Consider the following 20,491-nt stretch of genomic DNA (forward strand, 5'->3'; position numbering starts at 1 on the left):
CCTGCGGGCGACGCAGATATGTGATCGGGAAACTCCCGAAGCCTGCAAGCGATCGCAATGGCCGACAACTGTCTAGCATGTGCGCAGTGATGTCGTCGAGGAGTGGCTCTGCCCAAGCCCCTATACAACGCCGACACACGATGCAGCCCGGGCAGGGGCTGCATCAACTTTTTCTTGTCGACGACGATGGGCCACGCCGCTCTTGCGCTTGCGGGGCCATGACGCGGCGGGGCGATGCGGTGAAGCCGGCGTCGTGCCGCGAGAATGTGTCCGTCTCAACAAGGAGCTGGGCATGAGCAGCAAGACCTACGAATCCACCGCGTCGCGTCGCGTCGCGTTTCTTGGCCTGGGCGTGATGGGCGGCCCGATGGCCGGGCATCTGGCCAAGGCCGGTCATCAGGTCACCGTCTACAACCGCACCGCCAGCAAGGCGGCCGACTGGGCCGCGCAGCATGGCGGTGCCCATGCCGCGACGCCGCGCGAGGCGGTTGCCGGGGCCGAGTTCGTGTTCGCCTGCGTCGGCAACGACGACGACCTGCGTTCGGTCGTGCTGGGCGATGACGGTGCGCTGGCCGGCATGGCCGCCGGTGCGGTCTTCGTCGACCACACCACCGCATCGGCCGAGGTCGCGCGCGAGCTGTCGGCGGTGGCGGCTGCACGCGGCGTCGCCTTCATCGACGCGCCGGTGTCGGGCGGTCAGGCCGGCGCGGTCAATGGCGTGCTGACGGTGATGTGCGGTGGCGACGCGGCGGCCTTCGAGGCCATGAAGCCGGTCGCGATGGCGTTCTCGAAGGCGGTCACGCGGGTGGGCGAGAGCGGTGCGGGCCAGCTCGCCAAGATGGTCAACCAGATCTGCATCGCCGGACTGGTGCAGGGCCTGGCCGAGGCGATCTCCTTCGGCCAGAAGGCTGGCCTGGACATGCACCAGGTGCTCGACGTGATCGGCAAGGGCGCGGCGCAGAGCTGGCAGATGGACAACCGCGGCAAGACGATGGTCGACGACCAGTTCAACTTCGGCTTCGCGGTCGACTGGATGCGCAAGGACCTGGGGCTGGTGCTGGCCGAGGCCCGTCGCAACGGTGCCCGCCTGCCGGCCACCGCGCTGGTCGACCAGTTCTACGCCGACGTCCAGCAGATGGGCGGCGGCCGCTGGGACACGTCCAGCCTGATCAAGCGGCTGCGCTGAACCCGGCCAGCGCAGCGTCGCAGGCCGCTCAGCGCGGCTTGCGGTCGGCCAGTTCCTCGGGCGAGATGATGTCGAGCAGCCGCACGACCTTCTTCACGCCCGAGATCGTGCGGATCAGGTCGATCGCGCGGGTCGCCTCGGCTTCGGTGACCTTGCCCATCAGGTAGACCGTCTCGCGCTCGGTCAGCACGGTGAAGGCATTGGCCGAGAGGTCCTTGGCATCGACCAGCGTGGCCCTGACCTTGGTGGTCAGCAGCAGGTCGCGCGAGCGTTCAGAGGTCGAGCTGGGCCAGCCCACCACCAGGTCGTTGACGACATTGCGCACGTTCTCGACCTTGGCCACGGCGGCCTCGATCGCGGCCTTGTCGGCATCGTTGAAGACCTCGCCGGTCAGCAGCACCTGGCGGTCATAGCTGGTGACGGTGACATGGGACCGATCGCCCACGACGTCGCGGATGCGGTTCTGCGCCTTCAGCTCGATGCCCTGGTCCTCCAGCTGCGTGCCGGAGGTGCGGCGGTCGGTCGCGACCAGCGCCCCGCCCAGCGCGGCGCCACCGACGAGCAGCGGAGCGCAGCCGGTCAGCGCGGCACCCAGGCCGGCGGCGGCCAGCAGGCCGCAGATCAGGCGGGTGGGCGAGCGCAGGCGCGTGTTCATCGAGGTTCGGGTGCAGGTCATGCGTCGGTTTCTCCTAGGAGGTGCAGGTCGATCACGTCACACAGCGTGTGGATGACCAGCAGGTGGACTTCAAGGATGCGGGCCGTGCGTTGGTGCGGCACGCAGATGTGGACATCGGTCTCGGCCAGCGCCTGGTTCATCGCGCCACCGCCCTGGCCGGTCAGGGCGACGACGGTCATCTCCTTCTCGTGCGCGGCCTCGACTGCGGCCAGCACGTTGGCCGCGTTGCCGCTGGTGCTCAACGCGATCAGCACGTCACCCGGATGACCGAGTGCCAGCACCTGGCGGGCGAAGATCTGTTCGAGGCCCTGATCGCGTCCGACCCCGGTCAGCACGGAGGTGTCGCTCGACAGGCTGACGGCGGCCAGGCCGGGCCGGTCCTGTTCGAAGCGGCCGACCAGCAGGGCCGCGAGGCGCTGCGCATCGGCGGCCGAGCTGCCATTGCCGCAGGCCAGCACCTTGCCGCCACCGGTGATGCAGCCGAGCACCGCCTGCACGGCATCGCCGATCGGTCGCGTGAGGGCTTCGGCAGCGGCGTACTTGAGGTCGGCGCTGTCGAAGAACTGCTGCTGGATGCGCTGTTCGGACATGCAGGAATGATATGCGAGCCCCTCCGGAAGGCCCGGTTTCAACCGGTGTCGAAGGCGGCCTGCAGCCAGTTCAGCGACTCGCCGTCGATCGCCACGAGGTCGAACCGGCAAGGCGGCGGATCCGGGTCGCGCAGCAGGTAGTGGCGGGCCGCGTGGATGATCCGTGCGCGCTTGGCGGCACCGACACTCGCCGCCGCGCCGCCATGCGCGCTGCCGGCGCGGCGCGAGCGGACCTCGATGAACACGAGCGTCTGGCCGTCCCGCATGATCAGGTCGATTTCGCCGCCGGGCCGGCCGGGGCCGCGCGCGACTCGATAATTGCGTTCGACCAGGCCCAGTCCCTGAGCCTGCAGATGCGCCAGCGCGCGGTCCTCGGCGGCCATGCCGGGGCGCTGCACCGAAGGTCGGGCCGACGGCTCGGCCGCCTTCCCACCGGGTGTCCACCGCTTGAACCACGACTCCGCCATCACGCCTCCCGAGCCTTCGTCCCCGATGCCGACGTCGCCTTCGGTCACCGCCTTGCCGCTGCTGCAGCAGGCCGCTGCGGCGGCCACGTCCGGCCAGCAGTTGCCGGCCGGCGCACTGTATGTGGTCGCCACGCCGATCGGCAACCTGGCCGACATCACGCTGCGCGCGGTGCACGTGCTCGGGCTGGTCGATGCGGTCGCCTGCGAGGACACGCGGGTCAGCGGCGGCCTGCTGCAGCGGCTGGGCCTGCACAAGCCGTTGCTGTCGCTGCACGAGCACAACGAGGAACGCGCCGCCGCGCAGGTCGTCACACGTCTGCAGGCCGGTGAGCGCATCGCCTATGTGAGCGATGCCGGCACGCCGGCCGTGTCCGATCCGGGCGCGCGGCTGGTCGCGGCCGTGCGGGCGGCCGGCTTGCGCGTGCTGCCGCTGCCGGGCGCCAGCAGCGTCGTCACGGCGCTGAGTGCGGCCGGCGATGTCGCGGCCGAGGGCTTCCGCTTTCTCGGCTTCCTGCCGCCCAAGGCGCAGGCGCGTCGACAGGCCTTGCAGGCGCTGCAGGCGGATGCGGCGTCGCGCGGGCACAGCCAGGTCCTGTTCGAGGCACCGCACCGCATCGAGGCCCTGGCCGAGGCGCTGGCCGACGTCGTGCCCGAGCGCCGCCTGACCGTCTGCCGCGAACTGACCAAGCAGTTCGAGAGCCTGCACACGCTGGCCGCGCGCGAGCTGCCGGCCTGGCTCGCGGCCGATGCCGACCGGCGGCGCGGCGAGTTCGTGCTGGTCCTGCATGCCCAGCCGGCGCCCGCACGCGGCGACGGCGACGAGCCGGGCGAGGTCGACCCGGCGCTGGCGGCGCTCGACCCCTGGCTGCGGGCGCTGTTGCCGTCGATGCCGCTGAAGCAGCTGGCGGCGCTGGCTGCCGGCGTCAGCGGCCAGCCGCGCAACGCGATCTATGCGCGCCTGCTGGCCATCAAGGCCGAACTGGACGAGGACGACGAGGCATTCGACGACTCGGGCTTCGGCGACTGAAGTCCATTCGTCACGCTCCGGCCGTGTCAATCGGGTCTCCGGCAGTCTGCCGGGGCTGTGCGGGGCCGGTCCGTCCGTTCACAATCCGTGCATGTCGTCGCGTGCCGTCTTGCGAAACATCCTCGGTCTGCTGAACGCCTTGGCGGGCGGGGCGCTGGCGATGGCGATGGCCTCGTCGCACGCGGCAGATGCCGCCGCCGTGGCCGCCACCGCTTCGGCGGTCGACGTCACGCCGGTGGTGCCGGTCCAGCCGCTGCTGCCAGCCGTGCGCTTCGCGCCCGAATCGGACTACGGCCCCTTCGTCTACCGCGATGCCGACGGCCGCGTCCGTGGCCTGTCGGTCGACCTGCTGAACCGCGTCGCGATGCATGCGGGGCTTTCGTTGCAGGTCCTGCCGGCACGGCCGCTGGCCGAGATCCTGGCCGGCGCCCGGCGCGGCGAGGTCGACGTGATCACCTCCCTGCGCCCGACGCCCGAGCGGGCCGCTTTCCTGGGCTTCACCCGGCCCTATGTCCAGGTCGACGCGATCGTGGTCGGTCGCAGCGGCGGCGCGAGGCCGGACCTGGGCTCGCTGGACGGCCGCGCGGTCGCGGTCGGCTCCGGGTACGCCGTCGAAGCCTTCGTCCGGAGCGGCTACCCGCGCATCCGGTGGCAGCCGGTGGCCGACGACCATGCCGCCCTGAAGCTGCTGCGCGCCGGCCACGTCGACGCGGTCGTGGCCGATGTCGCGAGCGTGCATTTCATCCGCACCCGCGAGCGCTGGTCCGACCTGGCGCTGGGACGTTCGGTCGGCTTCAGCTACCCGCTCTCGTTCGCGTGGCGCAAGGACATGCCGGCGCTGGGCGCCGCGCTGGAAGCCGGCCTGACGGCGATGACGCCGGCCGAGCGGGCGGAGGTGCTGGCCCGCTGGCTGCCGCCTGAAGCGCTCGAAGCCACCGACGATCGACGCACGCCGCTGATGCTCGCCGGTGGTGCCGCACTGCTGCTGGGGGCCGGACTGGTGCTGGCCGCACGTCGCCGACGTCGCCGCCTGACGGGCGAGGGCGCATGAACCACGCCGCGCCGCCGCCCGAAGGCCGGGTCGAGACCCGGCCGATGCCCTTGCTCGGTCCGGCCACGCCGCTGGTGACCGGGCTGGCGGATGGCGAACCCGACCCGTCCGCGCCCGAGCGGGCCGTCGAGGCGCAACTGCGTCACCTGGCCCTGCAGCACCCCTGGCTGATGCTGCTCGTGGCGCTGCTGGGCGCCTGGTTCTGGTCCTCGATGGCGATGTGGCTGTCGCGGTTTCCCGGGCAGGTCGCGGCGGTCTGGTACACGAACGTCTGGGGCCTGGCGCTGCTGCTGGTGTTGCCGCGCCGACTCTGGCCGGGGGCGCTGCTGGCAGCGGGCCTGGGCATCTTCGGCGCCAACCTGGCCTTCGGCGACAACGTGGCGCTGGCCTCGCTGCTGGTGCTGCCGAACCTGGCCGAGATGCTGGCCGCCGCCTGGCTGCTCCAGCGCGGTGGTGACCACCAGCGTCTGCTGCACGACCCGATGGCGATGTTGCGGGTGCTGATCCAGGGTTCGCTGCTGCCGGCATTGCTGGGTACCGTGACGGCGTCCGTGCTGGTCGAGCTGACGGGCCTGGGCCAGGCCACGCAGATCGCCTGGGGCTGGCTGGACAGCTCGGCGATCGGGTCGGCGACCTTGCTGCCGGTCACGCTGGCGGTGCTGGCCAGCGATCCGGAGACCCTCGGCGACCAGCTGCTCGACGGCCGTGCCGCCGCGCTCGGGCTGATCAGCGTCGGCGTGGCGCTGCTGGCCATCCTGCTGCTGCCGTTTCCCTACGTCTACATGGTGCTGCCGCTCGTGCTCGGCGCGATGCGCCTGCCGTTCGTCTCGGTGGCGGCGGCCGTCGCGCTGGTCTCGCTGACGGTCGGCACGCTGATCGCGCAGGGCCTGTTCCCGGCGCCGCCGCAGACGGCGCCCTGGCAGCAGCTGCTGGTCTACACGCCGCTGCTGGCCGCGCTGGTGCCGCCGCTGCTGCTGGCCGCATCGGCCGAACAGGTGCGGCGCCAGACCCGCGAGCTGGGCCGCAGCCGCGAGCGCTACCGCTCGCTCTATGAGCGCACGCCCGCCATGATGGTGTCGGTCGACCGGGCAGGGCGCCTGATCGGCGTCAGCCGGCTGTGGCTGGAGCGCCTGGGGCTGGAACAGGAAGACGCGCTCGGTCGCCGGCTCGACGACTTCCTGACCGAACCGGCGCGCCTGCTGGCCAGCCTGCAGCTGTGGCCGGCCCTGATGGGCGCCGGCCGCTGCCGCGACGTCGAGCTGCAGCTGGGCCGGCGTGACGGGAAGGCGATCGACGTGCTGGTCTCGGCGACGACCGACCGGGCCGCCGATGGCCGCGTGCTGCGCGCCCACATCGTGCTGGAGGACATCACCCGCAAGCGACTGGCCGAGCAGCTGGCGGCCGAACACGTGCGCAGCAAGGTGACGCTGGAAAGCATCGCCGACGCCGTCATCACCAGCGACGCACGCGGGCGCATCACCTACCTGAACCCGGTCGCGCTGGCGCTGCTGGGCCAGCCCGAGGCGACGCTGCTGGGCCAGGCCTATGGCGAGGCGTTGCACCGCCGCGATGCCGAACACGGTCACGAGCTGCCCGACCCGGTCGCCCTGTGCCTGCAGCAGCGCCAACGTCAGGTCGTGCCGCAGCGGGCCCGGCTGGCGCATGCCGGCGGCGGTGACCATGTGGTGCAGGAATCGGTCTCGCCGATGCTGGCCGACGGCCAGGTGATCGGCGCCGTCGCCGTGCTGCACGACGTCACCGAAGCCCATGCGCTGGCGCTGCAGCTGGCCCACCGGGCCCAGCACGACCCGCTGACCGGCCTGCCGAACCGGCTGCTGCTGCACGACCGCCTGCTGCAGGGCCTGCAGATGGCGCGCCGACAGCGCCGCGTGCTGGCGCTGATGTTCATCGACCTGGACGGCTTCAAGGCCGTCAACGACCGTTTCGGCCACGCCAGCGGCGATGCGCTGCTGTGCCAGGTGGCCGAGCGCCTGCTCGAACAGCTGCGGGCCAGCGACACCGCCTGCCGGCTGGGTGGCGACGAGTTCGTCGTGCTGCTGCCGCAGGTCGAGTCGGTGGTCGACGCCGGCCGCGTCGCCCACAACCTGCTGGAGGCGATCTCGCGGCCCTACCCGCTCGCCGGCACCGCCGTGCAGGTCAGCGCCAGCATCGGGGTGGCCTGCCTGCCCGAAGGCGGGCTGGACGAGTCGGCGCTGATGCGCAACGCCGACAGCGCGATGTACGAGGCCAAGCAGCGCGGGCGCAACCAGGTCCTGTTCTTCACGCCGAAGGCGTTGCCGCCGGGTTGATCAGGCCGGCTGCGGCTCGGCCGGCTCGGCCATGCCCTGATGGCGCAGCAGCGCGTCGATGCGCGGCTCGCGGCCGCGGAAGGCCTTGAAGTTGTCGATCGCGTCGCGGGCGCTGCCGGCTTCCAGGATCTCGGTGCGGTAGCGCCGGCCGGTCTCGGGGTTCAGGATGCCTTCTTCCTCGAAGGCGCTCCAGGCGTCCGCGCTCAGCACCTCGGCCCACTTGTAGCTGTAGTAACCGGCCGCGTAGCCGCCCGCGAAGATGTGCGAGAAGGTGTGCTGGTAGCGGTTGAAGGCCGGCGGCTTGAGCACCGCGACCTCGTCGCGCACCTCGTCGAGCGTGCGCTGGATCGCCTCGGCGCTGGCCGTGCCGGGCTCGGCGTGGATGCGCATGTCGAACAGCGCGAACTCGACCTGGCGCAGCGTCATCATGCCGCTCTGGAAGTTCTTGGCCGCCGTCATCTTGTCGAACAGCGCACGCGGCAGCGGCTCGCCGGTGTCGACGTGGGCGGTCAGCTGCTGCACCACGTCCCATTCCCAGCAGAAGTTCTCCATGAACTGGCTCGGCAGCTCGACGGCGTCCCACTCGACGCCGCTGATGCCCGAGACGCCCAGGTCGTCGACCTGGGTCAGCATGTGGTGCAGGCCGTGGCCGAACTCGTGGAACAGCGTCTGCACCTCGTCGTGTGTCAGCAGCGCGGGCTTGCCGTCGATCGGGGCGGTGAAGTTGCACACCAGGTGTGCCACCGGCGTCTGCAGCGTTCCGGTGTCCGGGCGCAGCCAGCGCGAGCGCACGTCGTCCATCCAGGCGCCCGGACGCTTGCCGGTGCGGGCATACGGGTCCAGGTAGAACTGGCCGACCAGCTGGCCGGCCCGCTCGATGCGGAAGAAGCGCACCGACTCGTGCCAGACCGGCGCGCTGTCGGGCGAGATCGTCACCTCGAACAGCGTCTCGATGATGCGGAACAGCCCGGCCAGCACCTTGGGCTCGGTGAAGTACTGCTTGACCTCCTGATCGCTGAAGGCGTACCGCGCTTCCTTGAGCTTCTCGCTGGCGTAGGCGCTGTCCCACGACTGCAGCTCGGCGATGCCCAGCTCGGTGGCGGCGAACGCCTGCAGCTCGGCCAGGTCGCGCAGGCCGTGCGGCTTCGCGCGGCGGGCCAGATCACGCAGGAAGTCGAGCACCTGCTGCGGCGTCTCGGCCATCTTGGGCACCAGCGACAGATGGGCATAGCTGGCCAGGTCCAGCAGCGCCGCCTCTTCCTGACGCAGGCGCAGGATCTCGGCCATGACCGGGCCGTTGTCGCGCTCGGCCGGGCCGGTCTCGCAGGCCCGGGTGACGTAGGCGGTGTAGAGCTCGCGGCGCAGCTCGCGGTCGTCGGCGTACTGCATCACCGGCAGGTAGACGGGCATGTGCAGCGTCAGCTTGTGGCCGTCCAGACCATCCTTCTGGGCCGCCGCGCGGGTGGCGCTGCACACGTCCTCGGGCACGCCGGCCAGGCGCTCGGCCGGCACCACCAGCGACCAGCCGTCGGTCGCGTCCAGCACGTGTTCGGAGTAGGTCTGCGAGGCGACGGCCTGGGCTTCCTGGATCTGCGCGTAGCGCGCCTTGGCCTCGCCCTGCAGCTCGGCGCCGCCGAGCACGAAGTCGCGCAGGCTGTGGGCCAGCTCCTGCCGGCGGGCCCGGTTCAGCGACGCGGCGGCCGGGCTGGCGGCGATGGCCTTGTACTTGGCGTAGAGCCGCTCGTCGGCGCCCAGGCGCGTGTAGAACTCGGTGATCGCGGGCAGCTTGTCGTTGTAGGCCGCGCGCAGCTCGGGCGTGTCGGCCACGCCCTTGAGGTGGCTGACGGCGCCCCAGGCGCGGCCCAGGCGCTCGATCGGCACCGACAGCACGCGCGACAGCGTCTCGTAGTCGGCCGGCGTGGCGTCGCTGACGGCACTCTCCAGCGCGGTCTCGGCTTGCGCCAGCAGCACGTCGATGGCGGGGCCGACGTGTTCGGGGCGGATCGCGGCGAACTGGGGCAGCGGGGCGGTGTCGAGCAGGGGGTTGTCGATGGACATCGTGGCGAGCTTCTCGTGCAGGGGATGGCGGATTCTCTGCCAGCTGGTGGCAGCCCCAAGCGAGTTGCGGCCATCACCGCGATGCACAAGTCCAATCGCCTCGACGCCGGCCGGCATCCCATGAAAAAAGCCGCACGGACCCTGAGGTCGCGTGCGGCTCCAAGCCACGGAGTCCAGCTGCTCGCCTATCCGGACACGGCGGCCGGGCGGGCCCCTCTCCAACGCCCGGCCGCCGTGTTTCCCCCGAAATCGGCGCGCGTCGGTTCAGAAGAAGCCGAGCGCGTTGGGCGAGTAGCTGACCAGCAGGTTCTTGGTCTGCTGGTAGTGGTCGAGCATGGCCTTGTGCGTCTCGCGGCCGATGCCCGATTCCTTGTAGCCACCGAAGGCCGCGTGGGCCGGGTAGGCGTGGTAGCAGTTGGTCCAGACGCGGCCGGCCTGGATCGCGCGGCCCATGCGGTAGGCGCGGCTGCCGTCACGGGTCCACACGCCGGCGCCGAGGCCGTAGACGGTGTCGTTGGCGATCTTCAGCGCCTCGGCCTCGTCCTTGAAGGTGGTCACGGCCAGCACCGGGCCGAAGATCTCCTCGCGGAAGATGCGCATGTCGTTGTGGCCCTGGAACAGCGTCGGCTGGATGTAGTAGCCGCCGGCCAGGTCGCCGCCGAGCAGCGCGCGGTCACCGCCGCACAGCACCTGGGCGCCTTCCTGCTTGCCCAGGTCGAGGTAGGACAGGATCTTGTCCATCTGCATGGCCGAGGCCTGCGCGCCCATCATCGTGTCGGTGTCCAGCGGGCTGCCCTGCTGGATGGCGGCGACGCGCTTGAGGGCGCGCTCGATGAAGCGGTCGTAGATCGATTCCTGGATCAGCGCGCGGCTCGGGCAGGTGCAGACCTCGCCCTGGTTGAACGCGAACAGCACCAGGCCCTCGATCGCCTTGTCGAGGAAGGCGTCGTCCTCGGCCATCACGTCGTCGAAGAACACGTTCGGGCTCTTGCCGCCGAGTTCCAGCGTGGCCGGGATCAGGTTGGCCGCCGCCGCCTGGGCGATCACCTTGCCGGTCGCCGTCGAGCCGGTGAAGGCGATCTTGGCGATGCGCTTGCTGGTGGCCAGCGGCGTGCCGGCTTCGCGGCCGTAGCCGTTGACGATGTTGAGCACGCCCGGGGGCAGCAGGTCGGCGATCAGCTCGGTCAGCACGAGGATGCTGATCGGCGTCGATTCGGCCGGCTTGAGCACCACGCAGTTGCCCGCGCCCAGGGCCGGGGCCAGCTTCCAGGCCGCCATCAGGATCGGGAAGTTCCACGGAATGATCTGGCCGACGACGCCCAGCGGTTCCTGGAAGTGATAGGCGATGGTGTGGCCGTCGATCTCCGACAGCGCGCCTTCCTGGGCCCGCACGCAGCCGGCGAAGTAGCGGAAATGGTCGACCGTCAACGGGATGTCGGCGTTCAGCGTCTCGCGGATCGGCTTGCCGTTGTCGACCGTCTCGGCATAGGCCAGCAGCTCCAGGTTCTGCTCGATGCGGTCGGCGATCTTCAGCAGGATGTTGGCGCGCTCGGCCGGCGGCGTGGCGGCCCACTTCGGCGCGGCGGCGTGGGCGGCATCCAGCGCCCGTTCCACGTCGGCGGCCGACGAGCGGGCGGCCTGGGTGTAGACCTGACCGCTGATCGGCGTGATCACGTCGAAGTAGCGGCCTTCGACCGGGGCAACGAACCGGCCGCCGATGAAGTTGTCGTAGCGGGGCTTGTAGGCGATCTTGGCGCCGGCGACGCCGGGGGCTGCGTAGAGCATGTGTGTCTCCTCGGGAGAGTGGAAGAACCGTCTGGGTCCGCAGCCCTTTTCGCATCGGCCGTGCCAGGCCGGTTTCGCCAGCCAACGGGTGGTCCTTGCGGAAACCGCCGTGTCTGGACCGCCGTCGCGGCACGGGTGTTCAACGGCCGTGGCACACCTGTCACGACGCGGGACACGGTCCTGCGGGAATCTGCGCGATGGCCCGGCCGGGTTGCGGCGGCGACAGTCGCCAGACTGACCCGGAGACCGACCGCCATGCCGATGACGACCCTCACGCCCCGCAGCAGCGCCGACCGCCTGCGCACCGCGCGCCGCCAGTGGCTCGACTCCGGCCAGGTCAGCGACGGCCTGGTCACGCCCGGGCTGCAGGCCAGCTGGCAACGCAGCCGCCAGCACGGGCTGTTGCCCGACGGCAGGATGCCGGGCACGCCGCACGCCTCGGCCGCGCAGCTGGCGCGGGCGCTGGAACTGCGCCGCACGCTGGTCTCGCATGCCCGGCCGGTGATGGCCTTCCTGAACGACCAGATCCGCGACAGCGACAGCATCGTCGTGCTGGCCGACCCGCAGGGCATGCTGCTGCACGCGCTGGGCGACCTCGGTTTCGCCGACCGCGCCGCCCGTGTCGCGCTGCGGCCCGGTGCGATCTGGAGCGAACAATGGCGCGGCACCAATGCCATCGGGACCGCGCTGGCCGAGGGCGGCACGGTGGTCGTGCATGGCGCCGAGCACTACCTCGAACGCAACGCCTTCCTGACCTGCGCGGCCGCGCCGATCGCCGATCCGGCCGGGCAGCTGCTGGGCGTGCTCGACATCTCCGGCGACCGGCGCGCCCACCATCGCCACACGCTCGGGCTGGTGCGGTCGGGCGCCCGGATGATCGAGCACCAGCTGTTCGAGAGCCGCCACGCCGCCGGCCTGCAGCTGCGCCTGCATGGCCAGGTCGAAGGCCTGGGCACGGTCACCGAAGGGCTGCTGGCGCTGTCCGAGGACGGCTGGATCACGGGCGCCAACACGGCGGCGCTGGAGCTGCTGGGCCTGCCGCGCAGCGCCATCGGCACGTTGACGATCGAACGGGTGCTGGCGCTGGACATGGCGGTGCTGCTGGCCGCCGCCCGGCCCGGTGCGAACGGCGCGCCGCGCGAGCTGCGGCGCCTGGACGGCACGGCGTTGTGGGGTCGGCTGGACGTCGGCCGCACCGTGCGGGCCGGCCCCAGCGCGCTGGCGGCGCCACGCGCCACCGACATCGCCGCGACGCCGGTGCCGCCGCGCCGGCATTCACCCGAGCTGGCGCCGGTCGACGCGCTGGCCGCGCTGGACCGTGGCGACGCCGCGATGCAGGCCGCCGTCGAACGCGCCCGCCGGGTGCTCGACAAGCCGATCGCGCTGCTGCTGCAGGGCGAGTCGGGCGCCGGCAAGGAGGTCTTCGCGCGGGCAGTTCACCGCAGCGGACCGCGTGCCGACCGGCCCTTCATCGCGGTCAACTGCGCGGCGCTGCCCGAGACGCTGATCGAGGCCGAGCTGTTCGGCTACCGCGCCGGTGCCTACACGGGTGCCAGCCGCGACGGCGCGCCCGGCCGCATCCGCGAGGCCCACGGCGGCACGCTGTTCCTCGACGAGATCGGTGACATGCCGCTGCCGATGCAGGCCCGGCTGCTGCGCGTGCTGCAGGAACGCCAGGTCGTGCCGCTGGGCGGCGGCAAGCCGGTCGACGTCGACTTCCGGCTGATCTGCGCGACCCACCGCAAGCTGCGCGGCGAGGTCGAGGCCGGCCGCTTCCGCGAGGACCTGTACTACCGCGTCAACGGCCTGTCGCTGACCCTGCCGAGCCTGCGCGAACGTGGCGACCTGGACCTGCTGGTGGCCGCCATGCTGCGCGACCTGGAACCGGGCCGCGAACTCGCGCTGTCACCGGACGTCGCACGTGCGTTCGCCGGCTACCGCTGGCCCGGCAACCTGCGCCAGCTGGTCAACGTGCTGCGCACGGCCTGCGCGCTGCTGGGCGACCACGAACACCAGATCGAACGCTGCCACCTGCCGGAAGACCTGCTCGACGAACTCGACGGGCCGGCGACGGCCGAGACGGAGGCGCTTGCAGGGGGCGACACGGACCCCACCGACACCGACCTGCGCCTGCGGGCCGACCGCTGCATCACCGAGGCCCTGCGCAGCAGCGCCGGCAACCGGTCCGAGGCCGCGCGGCGGCTGGGCATCAGCCGGAACACGTTGTACCGCAAGCTGCGGGAGCGGCAGGGCTGAGGGTTGGCGGGTTCACCCGCCACAGGTCAGAGCCGCTCGGCGGCCTCGATCGTGTTCACCAGCAACATCGTGATCGTCATCGGTCCGACGCCGCCCGGCACCGGCGTGATCCAGCCGGCAACTTCGCGGACGCCGTCGAAGTCGACATCGCCACACAACTTGCCCTCGTCGTTGCGGTTCATGCCGACGTCGATGACGACCGCGCCGGGCTTGACCATCCCGGCCGTCAGCACGTTGCGCTTGCCCACGGCCGCCACGACGATGTCGGCCTGACGGGTGTGGTGCGCCAGGTCGGCCGTGCCGCTGTGGCAGACGGTGACCGTGGCATTCGCCGCCAGCAGCATCATCGCCATCGGCTTGCCGACGATGTTGCTGCGGCCGATGACGACGGCGTGCTTGCCGCGCAGGTCGGTCATGCCGATGCTGTCGAGCATCTTCATGCAGCCATACGGCGTGCAGGCCTTGAAGCCCTGTTCACCCACCATCAGCGCACCGGCGCTGGCCACGTGAAAGCCGTCGACATCCTTGGCCGGCGAGATGGCCTCGATCACCGCGTGGTCGTCGATGTGTTTCGGCAGTGGCAGCTGCACCAGGATGCCGTGGATCGCCGGGTCTTGGTTCAGCGCGTCGATGCGGGCCAGCAGCTCGGCCTGGGTCATCGAGGCATCGTGCTTTTCCAGCACCGAATGCAGGCCGCTGTCGGCGCAGGCCTTGACCTTGTTGCGCACGTAGACGGCACTGGCGGGGTTGTCGCCCACGAGGATCACGGCCAGGCCGGGCGTGATGCCACGGGCGCTCAGCGCGGCGGCGCGTTGCGCGACATCGGAGCGGAGCTGGCGGGAGAGGGCGTTGCCGTCGATCAGTTGGGCGGTCATGGTCGGAGGTGTCTGCGGGGAAGGTGGGCGATGTTCCGGGGCGATGCCCCTTGGAGGCAGTCGGAACAGGTGCCGATCAAAACACGAGAGGCCGCGCAAGGCGGCCTCTCGTTGGCTCAAGAATGGTCAGACCTTGGCGGCCGCGCCGAGCGCGATCTTCAGCAGGTCCGCCACCGTGTTGGCGTTGAGCTTTTCCATGATGTTGGCGCGGTGCGCCTCGACCGTCTTGATGCTGATGCCGAGGTCATCGGCGATCTGCTTGTTCAGGCGGCCGGCGACGATGCGTTCGAGCACCTGGGCCTCGCGGGTCGTCAGGCGGGCGAGCAGCGCGTCGCGGCTGGCCTGTTCCTGGTGGTGCGAGAACGAGGAGCGGGCCCGGTCCAGCATGCGCTCGACCAGCGTCACCAGCTCGTCTTCCTTGAAGGGCTTCTCGATGAAGTCCTCGGCACCCTTCTTCATCGTCGTGACGGCCATCGGCACGTCGCCGTGGCCGGTGATGAAGACGATGGGCAGGGGGCTCTTGCGTTCGAGCAGGCGGTCCTGCAGTTCCAGCCCGGTCATGCCGTCCATGCGGATGTCGGCGATCAGGCAGGCCACTTCACGCGGGTCGAAGCGGGAGAGGAAGGCTTCGGCGGAATCGAAGCACTTGACCCGGTAGTCCTTGCCCTCCAGCAGCCATTGGAGGGAGTCGCGAACGGCCTCGTCATCGTCGACAACGTAGACCGTACCTTTCTTGGGGATCAGGCTCATGTGGACTCGGTGGACTTGTTGGGGGAATCGGCAGGGCTCAGCGGGCTGGCCATCGATGCCGCCATCGACGCGGAGATCGAGGCCTGCACCGGCAGCATGACCGTGAAACGGCACCCGGTCACGAGGCCGGAATTGTAGAGGTTCTCCGCCTTGATCCGACCCTGGTGGGACTCGATGATCGACCGGCACAGCGACAGGCCGATGCCCAGGCCCTCGGTCTTGGTCGAGAAGAAGGCCTCGTAGAGTCGATTGATCACTTCCTCTTTCAGACCGGGGCCGTTGTCGCTGACGCTGAACTCGATCACGCCCCCGAGTTCGGGGGTGTGGCGCGGCACCACGCGCAGCTCGATGTAGCGGCGCTTGGGCGGCAGCTGCGCCCCGTCGATCGCCTCGGCCGCGTTCTTGATCAGGTTGAGCAGCACCTGCTCGATCAGGATCGGGTCGACCTGCAGCACCGGCAGGCGCTGGGCCACGTAGGTGTGCAGCGTGATGTTGCGGCGCCGCAGCTCGATGCCGGCGAGCTCGACCGCGTCCTCGACGATGTCGGCGGCGCGGGCCTCCTGGCGCTGCGGCTCGCTGCGTTTCACGAAGGCGCGGATGCGGTGGATGATCTGCCCGGCCCGGTGCGCCTGGCGGCTGGTCTTCTCCAGCGCCGACAGCAGGTCCTCGTCGTTGAGCTTGCCGGCCTTGTGACGCGAGATGATGCCGTTGCAGTAGTTGCTGATGGCCGCCAGCGGCTGGTTCAGCTCGTGAGCCACCGACGACGCCATCTCGCCCATCGTCACCAGCCGGCTCGTCACCTGGGCCCGTTCGGCCTGCTGGGCCGCCAGTTCCTCGATCCGGCGGCGGGCCGTGATGTCGGTGGCGATCAGCATCTGCGCCAGCCGGCCGTCGGTCCATTGCAGGTAGCGGGCGCGCACGTCGAACCACTTCTCCAGCGTGTCGACGTAGACCTCGCGGGTGTCGACGCTGGCATCGGTCAGCTCGGCGGTGGGCAGGCCGCCGAGGCCGTCGACGTCATCGGACTCGCCTTCGCCGTCGGCCATCGGGCCGCCATCGGCCGCGTGCATGCCGGCCAGCAGCGCGTGCCAATGGGCATCGCCGCCGAACCAGAGCCGGTACGAGCGGTTGGCGAACAGCAGTTCGCTGTTCTGCACCGCCAGCACCGACACCGCCGCGTCCAGGCCTTCCAGCACCGTGGTGAAACGCTCGTGCGAGGCGGTCAGCTGGTCGCGGATCCGCTTGGCCTCGGTGATGTTGGTCATCGAGGTCATCCAGCCGGTCTGCTGGCCGCGCGAGTCGATCAGCGGCGAGACGTACATGCGCGCATCGAACTGCGTGCCGTCCTTGCGCAGCACCTTGACCTCGATGCCGCCGGCGGGGCTGCGGCCGGCCAGCTCCTGGGTCAGCAGCCGGCTGTTTTCCTCGATGCGATCGGGCGGCCAGGTCGGGTAGGGCGGCATCCGGCCGATCAGCTCGGCCTCGCTGAAACCGGTCATGGCGCAGAAGGCCGGGTTGACGTAGGTGATGCGGCCGTCCTGGTCCATCGCCCGCATGCCCGTCAGCATGGAGTTCTCCATCGCCCGGCGGAAGTTGGTCTCCTGCACCAGCGCGCCCTGGATCTGCAGCCGCCGGCGCATGTGCCGCCAGGTGCCCAGCAGCATCCAGACCGTCAGCACCGACAGCGCCAGCACCATCCAGAACAGCGTGTTTCCGATCAGGCCGAAGGAGGTCCGGTAACCCTCGCCGCGCAGCGTCAGGCCCTGGCCGACGGTGCCGAAGCTGACGTCGTAGATCAGCTTGCCGCGGGTCCGCCCGGGCTGGCTGGCCATCGTGCTGGCCAGCACCGTGTCGGACTCGTCGAGCAGGCTGATGACATGGCGCTGCTGGACGTCGACCGGCACGAAGTAGCGCAGCAGGGCCTCGATCGAGTACTCGACCATCAGCGTGCCGACGAAGGCGCCGTGGTCGATCAGCGGCACGTGCAGCTGGACCACGCCGATGCGCTCGTCGTGCGTGAACGGGCGCGAATAGATCGGCAGGCGCAGCTCGCGGGCGTCGTGGAAGGCGCGCCGCGCGGCCTCTGGCAATGGCTGGTTGGGGCCGGACATCGACAGGTGGGGCAAGGAGCCGGCCAGGTCGGGCGAGATCATCCGGGCCTGCGTCTGCTGGGCCGCGTCGAGCCAGCTGATGCCGATGATCTCGGGCCGGGTGCGCAGCAGCGCCTCGGCCTGGGTGTCGAAATGACCGCGGTCGGCGCTGCGCTGCATGACCTCGCGGGCGACCCGGACGAACTGCTCCTGGTTCTCGATCAGGCGCAGCCGGATCTGCTGCTGCACCAGCTCGGCATCGCGCCGGACCGACTCGATCTCCCGCTCGACTTCCTCATTGCGCAGGTACCAGAACGCGGCCACGATCGCCGCCAGGAACAGCAGCACCGACAGGAGCGGTGCCAGGGTCGCCACACGGTCCTGACGGGCCGGCGACATGCCGCGCCACCAGGCCCAGAAGATGCGCCGCGGCCGGACCCGGGTCGGTGGGGCGGCTGCGGCAGGGATTCGACGATCGGTCATGTCCGAATTATCCGTGGCGCCCCGCAGGCGAACGATCGTTCGTGCCTGCATTTCATATAGTGAAAGTGTTCGGCACGATTTGAAATTCGCACCCTCTTGTGCAACACTGCGCGCCGACCCCGCGTGGTGCGGGGATCCGAGACGCCCCCCGAGACGCCCCAAGAGGAGACTGCATGTCCGCCCAGCCACAGAGCCAGCCGAGTCAGGCCGATGCCGACGCCCTGAACCAGGAAACCCGCGAGTGGCTGGACGCCCTCAGCGCCGTCATCCAGGCCGAGGGCGGCGAGCGCGCCCACCAGCTGCTCGAAGACCTGCTCGAACACGCGCGCCAGAACAGCATCGACATGCCGTTCTCGGCCAACACCGGCTACGTCAACACGATCGAGCCGGACCAGGAAGCGCGCTGCCCCGGCAACATCGAGATCGAGGAGCGCCTGCGCGCCTACATGCGCTGGAACGCGATGGCGATGGTCGTGAAGGCCAACCGCCACAACCCGGAAGACGGCGGCGACCTGGGCGGCCACATCGGCTCGTTCGCCTCGCTGGCCCACATGTTCGGCGCCGGCTTCAACCACTTCTGGCACGCCGAGAGCGAGAACCACGGCGGTGACTGCCTCTACATCCAGGGCCACGTCTCGCCGGGCGTCTATGCCCGCGCCTATCTGGAAGGCCGCCTGACCGAGGAACAGCTGCTGAACTTCCGCCAGGAAGTCGACGGCAAGGGCCTGTCGAGCTACCCGCACCCGAAGCTGATGCCCGAGTTCTGGCAGTTCCCGACCGTCTCGATGGGCCTGGGCCCGCTGATGGCGATCTACCAGGCGCGTTTCCTGAAGTACCTGCACGCCCGCGGCATCGCCAACACCGAGAACCGCAAGGTCTGGGTCTTCTGCGGCGACGGCGAGATGGACGAGGTCGAGTCGCTCGGCGCGATCGGCCTGGCCGCGCGCGAGAACCTCGACAACCTGATCTTCGTCATCAACTGCAACCTGCAGCGACTGGACGGCCCGGTGCGTGGCAACGGCAAGATCATCCAGGAGCTCGAGAGCGAGTTCCGCGGTGCCGGCTGGAACGTCATCAAGCTGCTGTGGGGCAGCAACTGGGATCCGCTGCTGGCGCGCGACAAGGACGGCGCCCTGCGCAAGCTGATGATGGACACGCTGGACGGCGACTACCAGGCCTTCAAGGCCAACGACGGCGCCTATGTCCGCAAGCACTTCTTCGGCCGTGACCCGCGCACGCTGGAGATGGTCGCCCACCTGAGCGACGACGACATCTGGAACCTGCGCCGTGGCGGCCACGACCCGCAGAAGGTCTATGCGGCCTACCACCAGGCGGTCAACACCAAGGGCCAGCCGACGGTGCTGCTGATCAAGACCGTCAAGGGCTTCGGCATGGGCAAGGTTGGCGAGGGCAAGAACACCGTCCACCAGACCAAGAAGCTGACCGACGAGGACATCAAGATCTTCCGCGACCGCTTCAACATCCCGGTGCCCGACAGCGAGCTGCCGAAGATCCCGTTCTACAAGCCGGCCGACGACACGCCGGAGATGAAGTACCTGCACGAGCGTCGCCAAGCGCTGGGCGGCTACCTGCCGCATCGCCGCACCAAGGCCGACGAGAGCTTCACCGTGCCGGCGCTGGAGACCTTCAAGGCCGTGCTCGATCCGACCGCCGAAGGCCGCGAGATCTCGACCACCCAGGCCTACGTGCGCTTCCTGACGCAGCTGCTGCGTGACCAGGCGCTCGGCCCGCGCGTCGTGCCCATCCTCGTCGACGAGGCTCGCACCTTCGGCATGGAAGGCCTGTTCCGCCAGGTCGGCATCTACAACCCCGCAGGTCAGCAGTACACCCCGGTCGACAAGGACCAGGTCATGTACTACCGCGAGGACAAGGCCGGCCAGATCCTGCAGGAAGGCATCAACGAGGCCGGCGGCATGTCCAGCTGGATCGCGGCGGCGACGTCCTACAGCACCAGCAACCGGATCATGGTGCCGTTCTACGTCTACTACTCGATGTTCGGCTTCCAGCGCATCGGTGACCTGGCCTGGGCGGCCGGCGACATGCAGGCCCGCGGCTTCCTGCTGGGCGGCACGTCCGGCCGGACCACGCTGAACGGCGAAGGCCTGCAGCACGAGGACGGCCACAGCCACATCCTCGCCGGCACGATCCCGAACTGCGTCAGCTACGACCCGACCTTCGCCCACGAGGTCGCGGTGATCATGCAGCACGGCCTGAAGCGCATGGTCGAGAAGCAGGAGAACGTCTTCTACTACCTGACGCTGCTCAACGAGAACTACCCGATGCCGGGCCTGAAGGCCGGCACCGAGGAGCAGATCATCAAGGGCATGTACCTGCTGGAGGAAGGCGCTGCCGGCGCCAAGTTCAGCGTCAACCTGCTGGGCTCGGGCACGATCCTGCGCGAGTCGATGGCCGCCCGCACGCTGCTGGCCGCCGACTGGGGCGTCTCGGCCAACGTCTGGAGCTGCCCGAGCTTCAACGAGCTGGGCCGCGACGGCCAGGCCGCCGAGCGCTGGAACCTGCTGCACCCGACCGAGAAGGCCCGCGTGTCGTTCGTGGCCCAGCAGCTGGCGCCGCACGACGGCCCGGTCATCGCGTCGACCGACTACATGAAGAGCTACGCCGAGCAGATCCGCGCCTTCATCCCGAAGGGCCGCAGCTACACCGTGCTGGGCACCGACGGCTTCGGTCGCAGCGACTTCCGCAGCAAGCTGCGCGAGCACTTCGAGGTCAACCGCCACTACATCGTCGTCGCCGCGCTGCGTGCGCTGGCCGACGAGGGCAAGCTGCCGGTGGCCAAGGTTGCCGAGGCGATCAAGAAGTACGGCATCAACGTCGACAAGATCAACCCGCTGGTCGCCTGACGCAGC

The 20,491-nt window shown here is 70.1% G+C and carries 14 protein-coding genes; 6 read left to right on the forward strand and 8 right to left on the reverse strand.

From position 1 onward, the window contains the following. Positions 1 to 292 precede the first annotated feature (292 nt). A complete protein-coding gene (locus ACWA7K_RS03605) occupies positions 293 to 1,186 on the forward strand; it encodes an NAD(P)-dependent oxidoreductase (RefSeq protein ID WP_456165732.1) in 894 nt (297 codons plus the stop codon). Between the two features lie 28 nt (positions 1,187 to 1,214). Here the strand turns inward: ACWA7K_RS03605 and ACWA7K_RS03610 are convergent, their stop codons facing one another. Genes ACWA7K_RS03610 through ACWA7K_RS03620 form a run of 3 tightly spaced genes read right to left on the reverse strand, consistent with a single transcriptional unit; the run spans position 1,215 to position 2,919 of the window. Then, positions 1,215 to 1,862 carry a BON domain-containing protein gene (locus ACWA7K_RS03610; RefSeq protein WP_456165734.1) on the reverse strand — a complete coding sequence of 216 codons (648 nt, stop codon included), beginning with the start codon at positions 1,860 to 1,862 and terminating at the stop codon, positions 1,215 to 1,217. After that, a complete protein-coding gene (locus tag ACWA7K_RS03615) occupies positions 1,859 to 2,452 on the reverse strand; it encodes an SIS domain-containing protein (RefSeq protein ID WP_456165736.1) in 594 nt (197 codons plus the stop codon). The genes ACWA7K_RS03610 and ACWA7K_RS03615 overlap by 4 nt, the downstream gene beginning before the upstream one ends. A gap of 38 nt (positions 2,453 to 2,490) precedes the next feature. Then, the gene (locus ACWA7K_RS03620) at positions 2,491 to 2,919 is read right to left on the reverse strand and encodes a YraN family protein (protein ID WP_456168671.1); all 429 of its coding nucleotides are present in this window, start codon (positions 2,917 to 2,919) and stop codon (positions 2,491 to 2,493) included. A gap of 25 nt (positions 2,920 to 2,944) precedes the next feature. Between ACWA7K_RS03620 and rsmI the strand changes: the two genes are divergently transcribed. The 3 genes from rsmI (at position 2,945) to ACWA7K_RS03635 (ending at position 7,306) form a co-directional block, all read left to right on the forward strand. Then, positions 2,945 to 3,946, forward strand: coding sequence for a 16S rRNA (cytidine(1402)-2'-O)-methyltransferase (gene rsmI, locus ACWA7K_RS03625; protein WP_456165738.1), 1,002 nt, complete (start codon positions 2,945 to 2,947; stop codon positions 3,944 to 3,946). Positions 3,947 to 4,037: 91 nt separating this feature from the next. Further along, on the forward strand, positions 4,038 to 4,997 hold the full coding sequence (locus tag ACWA7K_RS03630; protein ID WP_456165740.1) for a transporter substrate-binding domain-containing protein: 960 nt from the start codon (positions 4,038 to 4,040) through the stop codon (positions 4,995 to 4,997). Continuing rightward, positions 4,994 to 7,306 carry a diguanylate cyclase domain-containing protein gene (locus tag ACWA7K_RS03635; RefSeq protein ID WP_456210350.1) on the forward strand — a complete coding sequence of 771 codons (2,313 nt, stop codon included), beginning with the start codon at positions 4,994 to 4,996 and terminating at the stop codon, positions 7,304 to 7,306. The genes ACWA7K_RS03630 and ACWA7K_RS03635 overlap by 4 nt, the downstream gene beginning before the upstream one ends. Here ACWA7K_RS03635 and ACWA7K_RS03640 read toward each other — a convergent pair whose 3' ends face one another. After that, entirely contained in the window at positions 7,307 to 9,364 is a 2,058-nt protein-coding gene (locus ACWA7K_RS03640; RefSeq protein WP_456165744.1) for a M3 family metallopeptidase, read from the reverse strand. A 264-nt stretch (positions 9,365 to 9,628) separates the two neighbouring features. Continuing rightward, complete coding sequence (gene exaC / locus ACWA7K_RS03645; protein ID WP_456165746.1) at positions 9,629 to 11,149, reverse strand: acetaldehyde dehydrogenase ExaC; 1,521 nt, start codon at positions 11,147 to 11,149, stop codon at positions 9,629 to 9,631. 255 nt (positions 11,150 to 11,404) lie between these two features. On the opposite strand from exaC, the gene ACWA7K_RS03650 reads away from it, so the two are divergent. Continuing rightward, positions 11,405 to 13,405 carry a sigma-54-dependent Fis family transcriptional regulator gene (locus ACWA7K_RS03650; RefSeq protein ID WP_456165748.1) on the forward strand — a complete coding sequence of 667 codons (2,001 nt, stop codon included), beginning with the start codon at positions 11,405 to 11,407 and terminating at the stop codon, positions 13,403 to 13,405. A 26-nt stretch (positions 13,406 to 13,431) separates the two neighbouring features. On the opposite strand, the gene folD is transcribed toward ACWA7K_RS03650, so the two are convergent. From folD to ACWA7K_RS03665, 3 genes are all read right to left on the reverse strand, one after another. Beyond that, positions 13,432 to 14,280: a bifunctional methylenetetrahydrofolate dehydrogenase/methenyltetrahydrofolate cyclohydrolase FolD gene (folD, locus tag ACWA7K_RS03655; RefSeq protein ID WP_456165750.1), complete on the reverse strand. Its 849-nt coding sequence runs from the start codon at positions 14,278 to 14,280 to the stop codon at positions 13,432 to 13,434. A 126-nt stretch (positions 14,281 to 14,406) separates the two neighbouring features. Beyond that, a complete protein-coding gene (locus tag ACWA7K_RS03660) occupies positions 14,407 to 15,030 on the reverse strand; it encodes a response regulator transcription factor (RefSeq protein WP_130480508.1) in 624 nt (207 codons plus the stop codon). After that, positions 15,027 to 17,603, reverse strand: a complete 2,577-nt coding sequence (locus tag ACWA7K_RS03665; protein WP_456165752.1) for a PAS domain S-box protein — start codon at positions 17,601 to 17,603, stop codon at positions 15,027 to 15,029. The genes ACWA7K_RS03660 and ACWA7K_RS03665 overlap by 4 nt, the downstream gene beginning before the upstream one ends. A 173-nt stretch (positions 17,604 to 17,776) precedes the next feature. On the opposite strand from ACWA7K_RS03665, the gene aceE reads away from it, so the two are divergent. Further along, entirely contained in the window at positions 17,777 to 20,485 is a 2,709-nt protein-coding gene (gene aceE / locus ACWA7K_RS03670; protein WP_456165754.1) for a pyruvate dehydrogenase (acetyl-transferring), homodimeric type, read from the forward strand. The last annotated feature ends 6 nt before the right edge of the window (positions 20,486 to 20,491 follow it).

It is taken from the genome of Leptothrix mechoopdaensis (SeqCode), from assembly GCF_053893855.1.

What these genes read in the sequence shown, in the direction of transcription:
- folD (WP_456165750.1), bottom strand. Translation starts at nt 14,280, where the DNA reads ATGACCGCCCAACTGATCGACGGCAACGCCCTCTCCCGCCAGCTCCGC.
- ACWA7K_RS03620 (WP_456168671.1), bottom strand. Translation starts at nt 2,919, where the DNA reads ATGGCGGAGTCGTGGTTCAAGCGGTGGACACCCGGTGGGAAGGCGGCC.
- ACWA7K_RS03640 (WP_456165744.1), bottom strand. Translation starts at nt 9,364, where the DNA reads ATGTCCATCGACAACCCCCTGCTCGACACCGCCCCGCTGCCCCAGTTC.
- ACWA7K_RS03610 (WP_456165734.1), bottom strand. Translation starts at nt 1,862, where the DNA reads ATGACCTGCACCCGAACCTCGATGAACACGCGCCTGCGCTCGCCCACC.
- rsmI (WP_456165738.1), top strand. Translation starts at nt 2,945, where the DNA reads ATGCCGACGTCGCCTTCGGTCACCGCCTTGCCGCTGCTGCAGCAGGCC.
- ACWA7K_RS03635 (WP_456210350.1), top strand. Translation starts at nt 4,994, where the DNA reads ATGAACCACGCCGCGCCGCCGCCCGAAGGCCGGGTCGAGACCCGGCCG.
- ACWA7K_RS03650 (WP_456165748.1), top strand. Translation starts at nt 11,405, where the DNA reads ATGCCGATGACGACCCTCACGCCCCGCAGCAGCGCCGACCGCCTGCGC.
- ACWA7K_RS03630 (WP_456165740.1), top strand. Translation starts at nt 4,038, where the DNA reads ATGTCGTCGCGTGCCGTCTTGCGAAACATCCTCGGTCTGCTGAACGCC.
- aceE (WP_456165754.1), top strand. Translation starts at nt 17,777, where the DNA reads ATGTCCGCCCAGCCACAGAGCCAGCCGAGTCAGGCCGATGCCGACGCC.
- ACWA7K_RS03660 (WP_130480508.1), bottom strand. Translation starts at nt 15,030, where the DNA reads ATGAGCCTGATCCCCAAGAAAGGTACGGTCTACGTTGTCGACGATGAC.
- ACWA7K_RS03605 (WP_456165732.1), top strand. Translation starts at nt 293, where the DNA reads ATGAGCAGCAAGACCTACGAATCCACCGCGTCGCGTCGCGTCGCGTTT.
- exaC (WP_456165746.1), bottom strand. Translation starts at nt 11,149, where the DNA reads ATGCTCTACGCAGCCCCCGGCGTCGCCGGCGCCAAGATCGCCTACAAG.
- ACWA7K_RS03615 (WP_456165736.1), bottom strand. Translation starts at nt 2,452, where the DNA reads ATGTCCGAACAGCGCATCCAGCAGCAGTTCTTCGACAGCGCCGACCTC.
- ACWA7K_RS03665 (WP_456165752.1), bottom strand. Translation starts at nt 17,603, where the DNA reads ATGACCGATCGTCGAATCCCTGCCGCAGCCGCCCCACCGACCCGGGTC.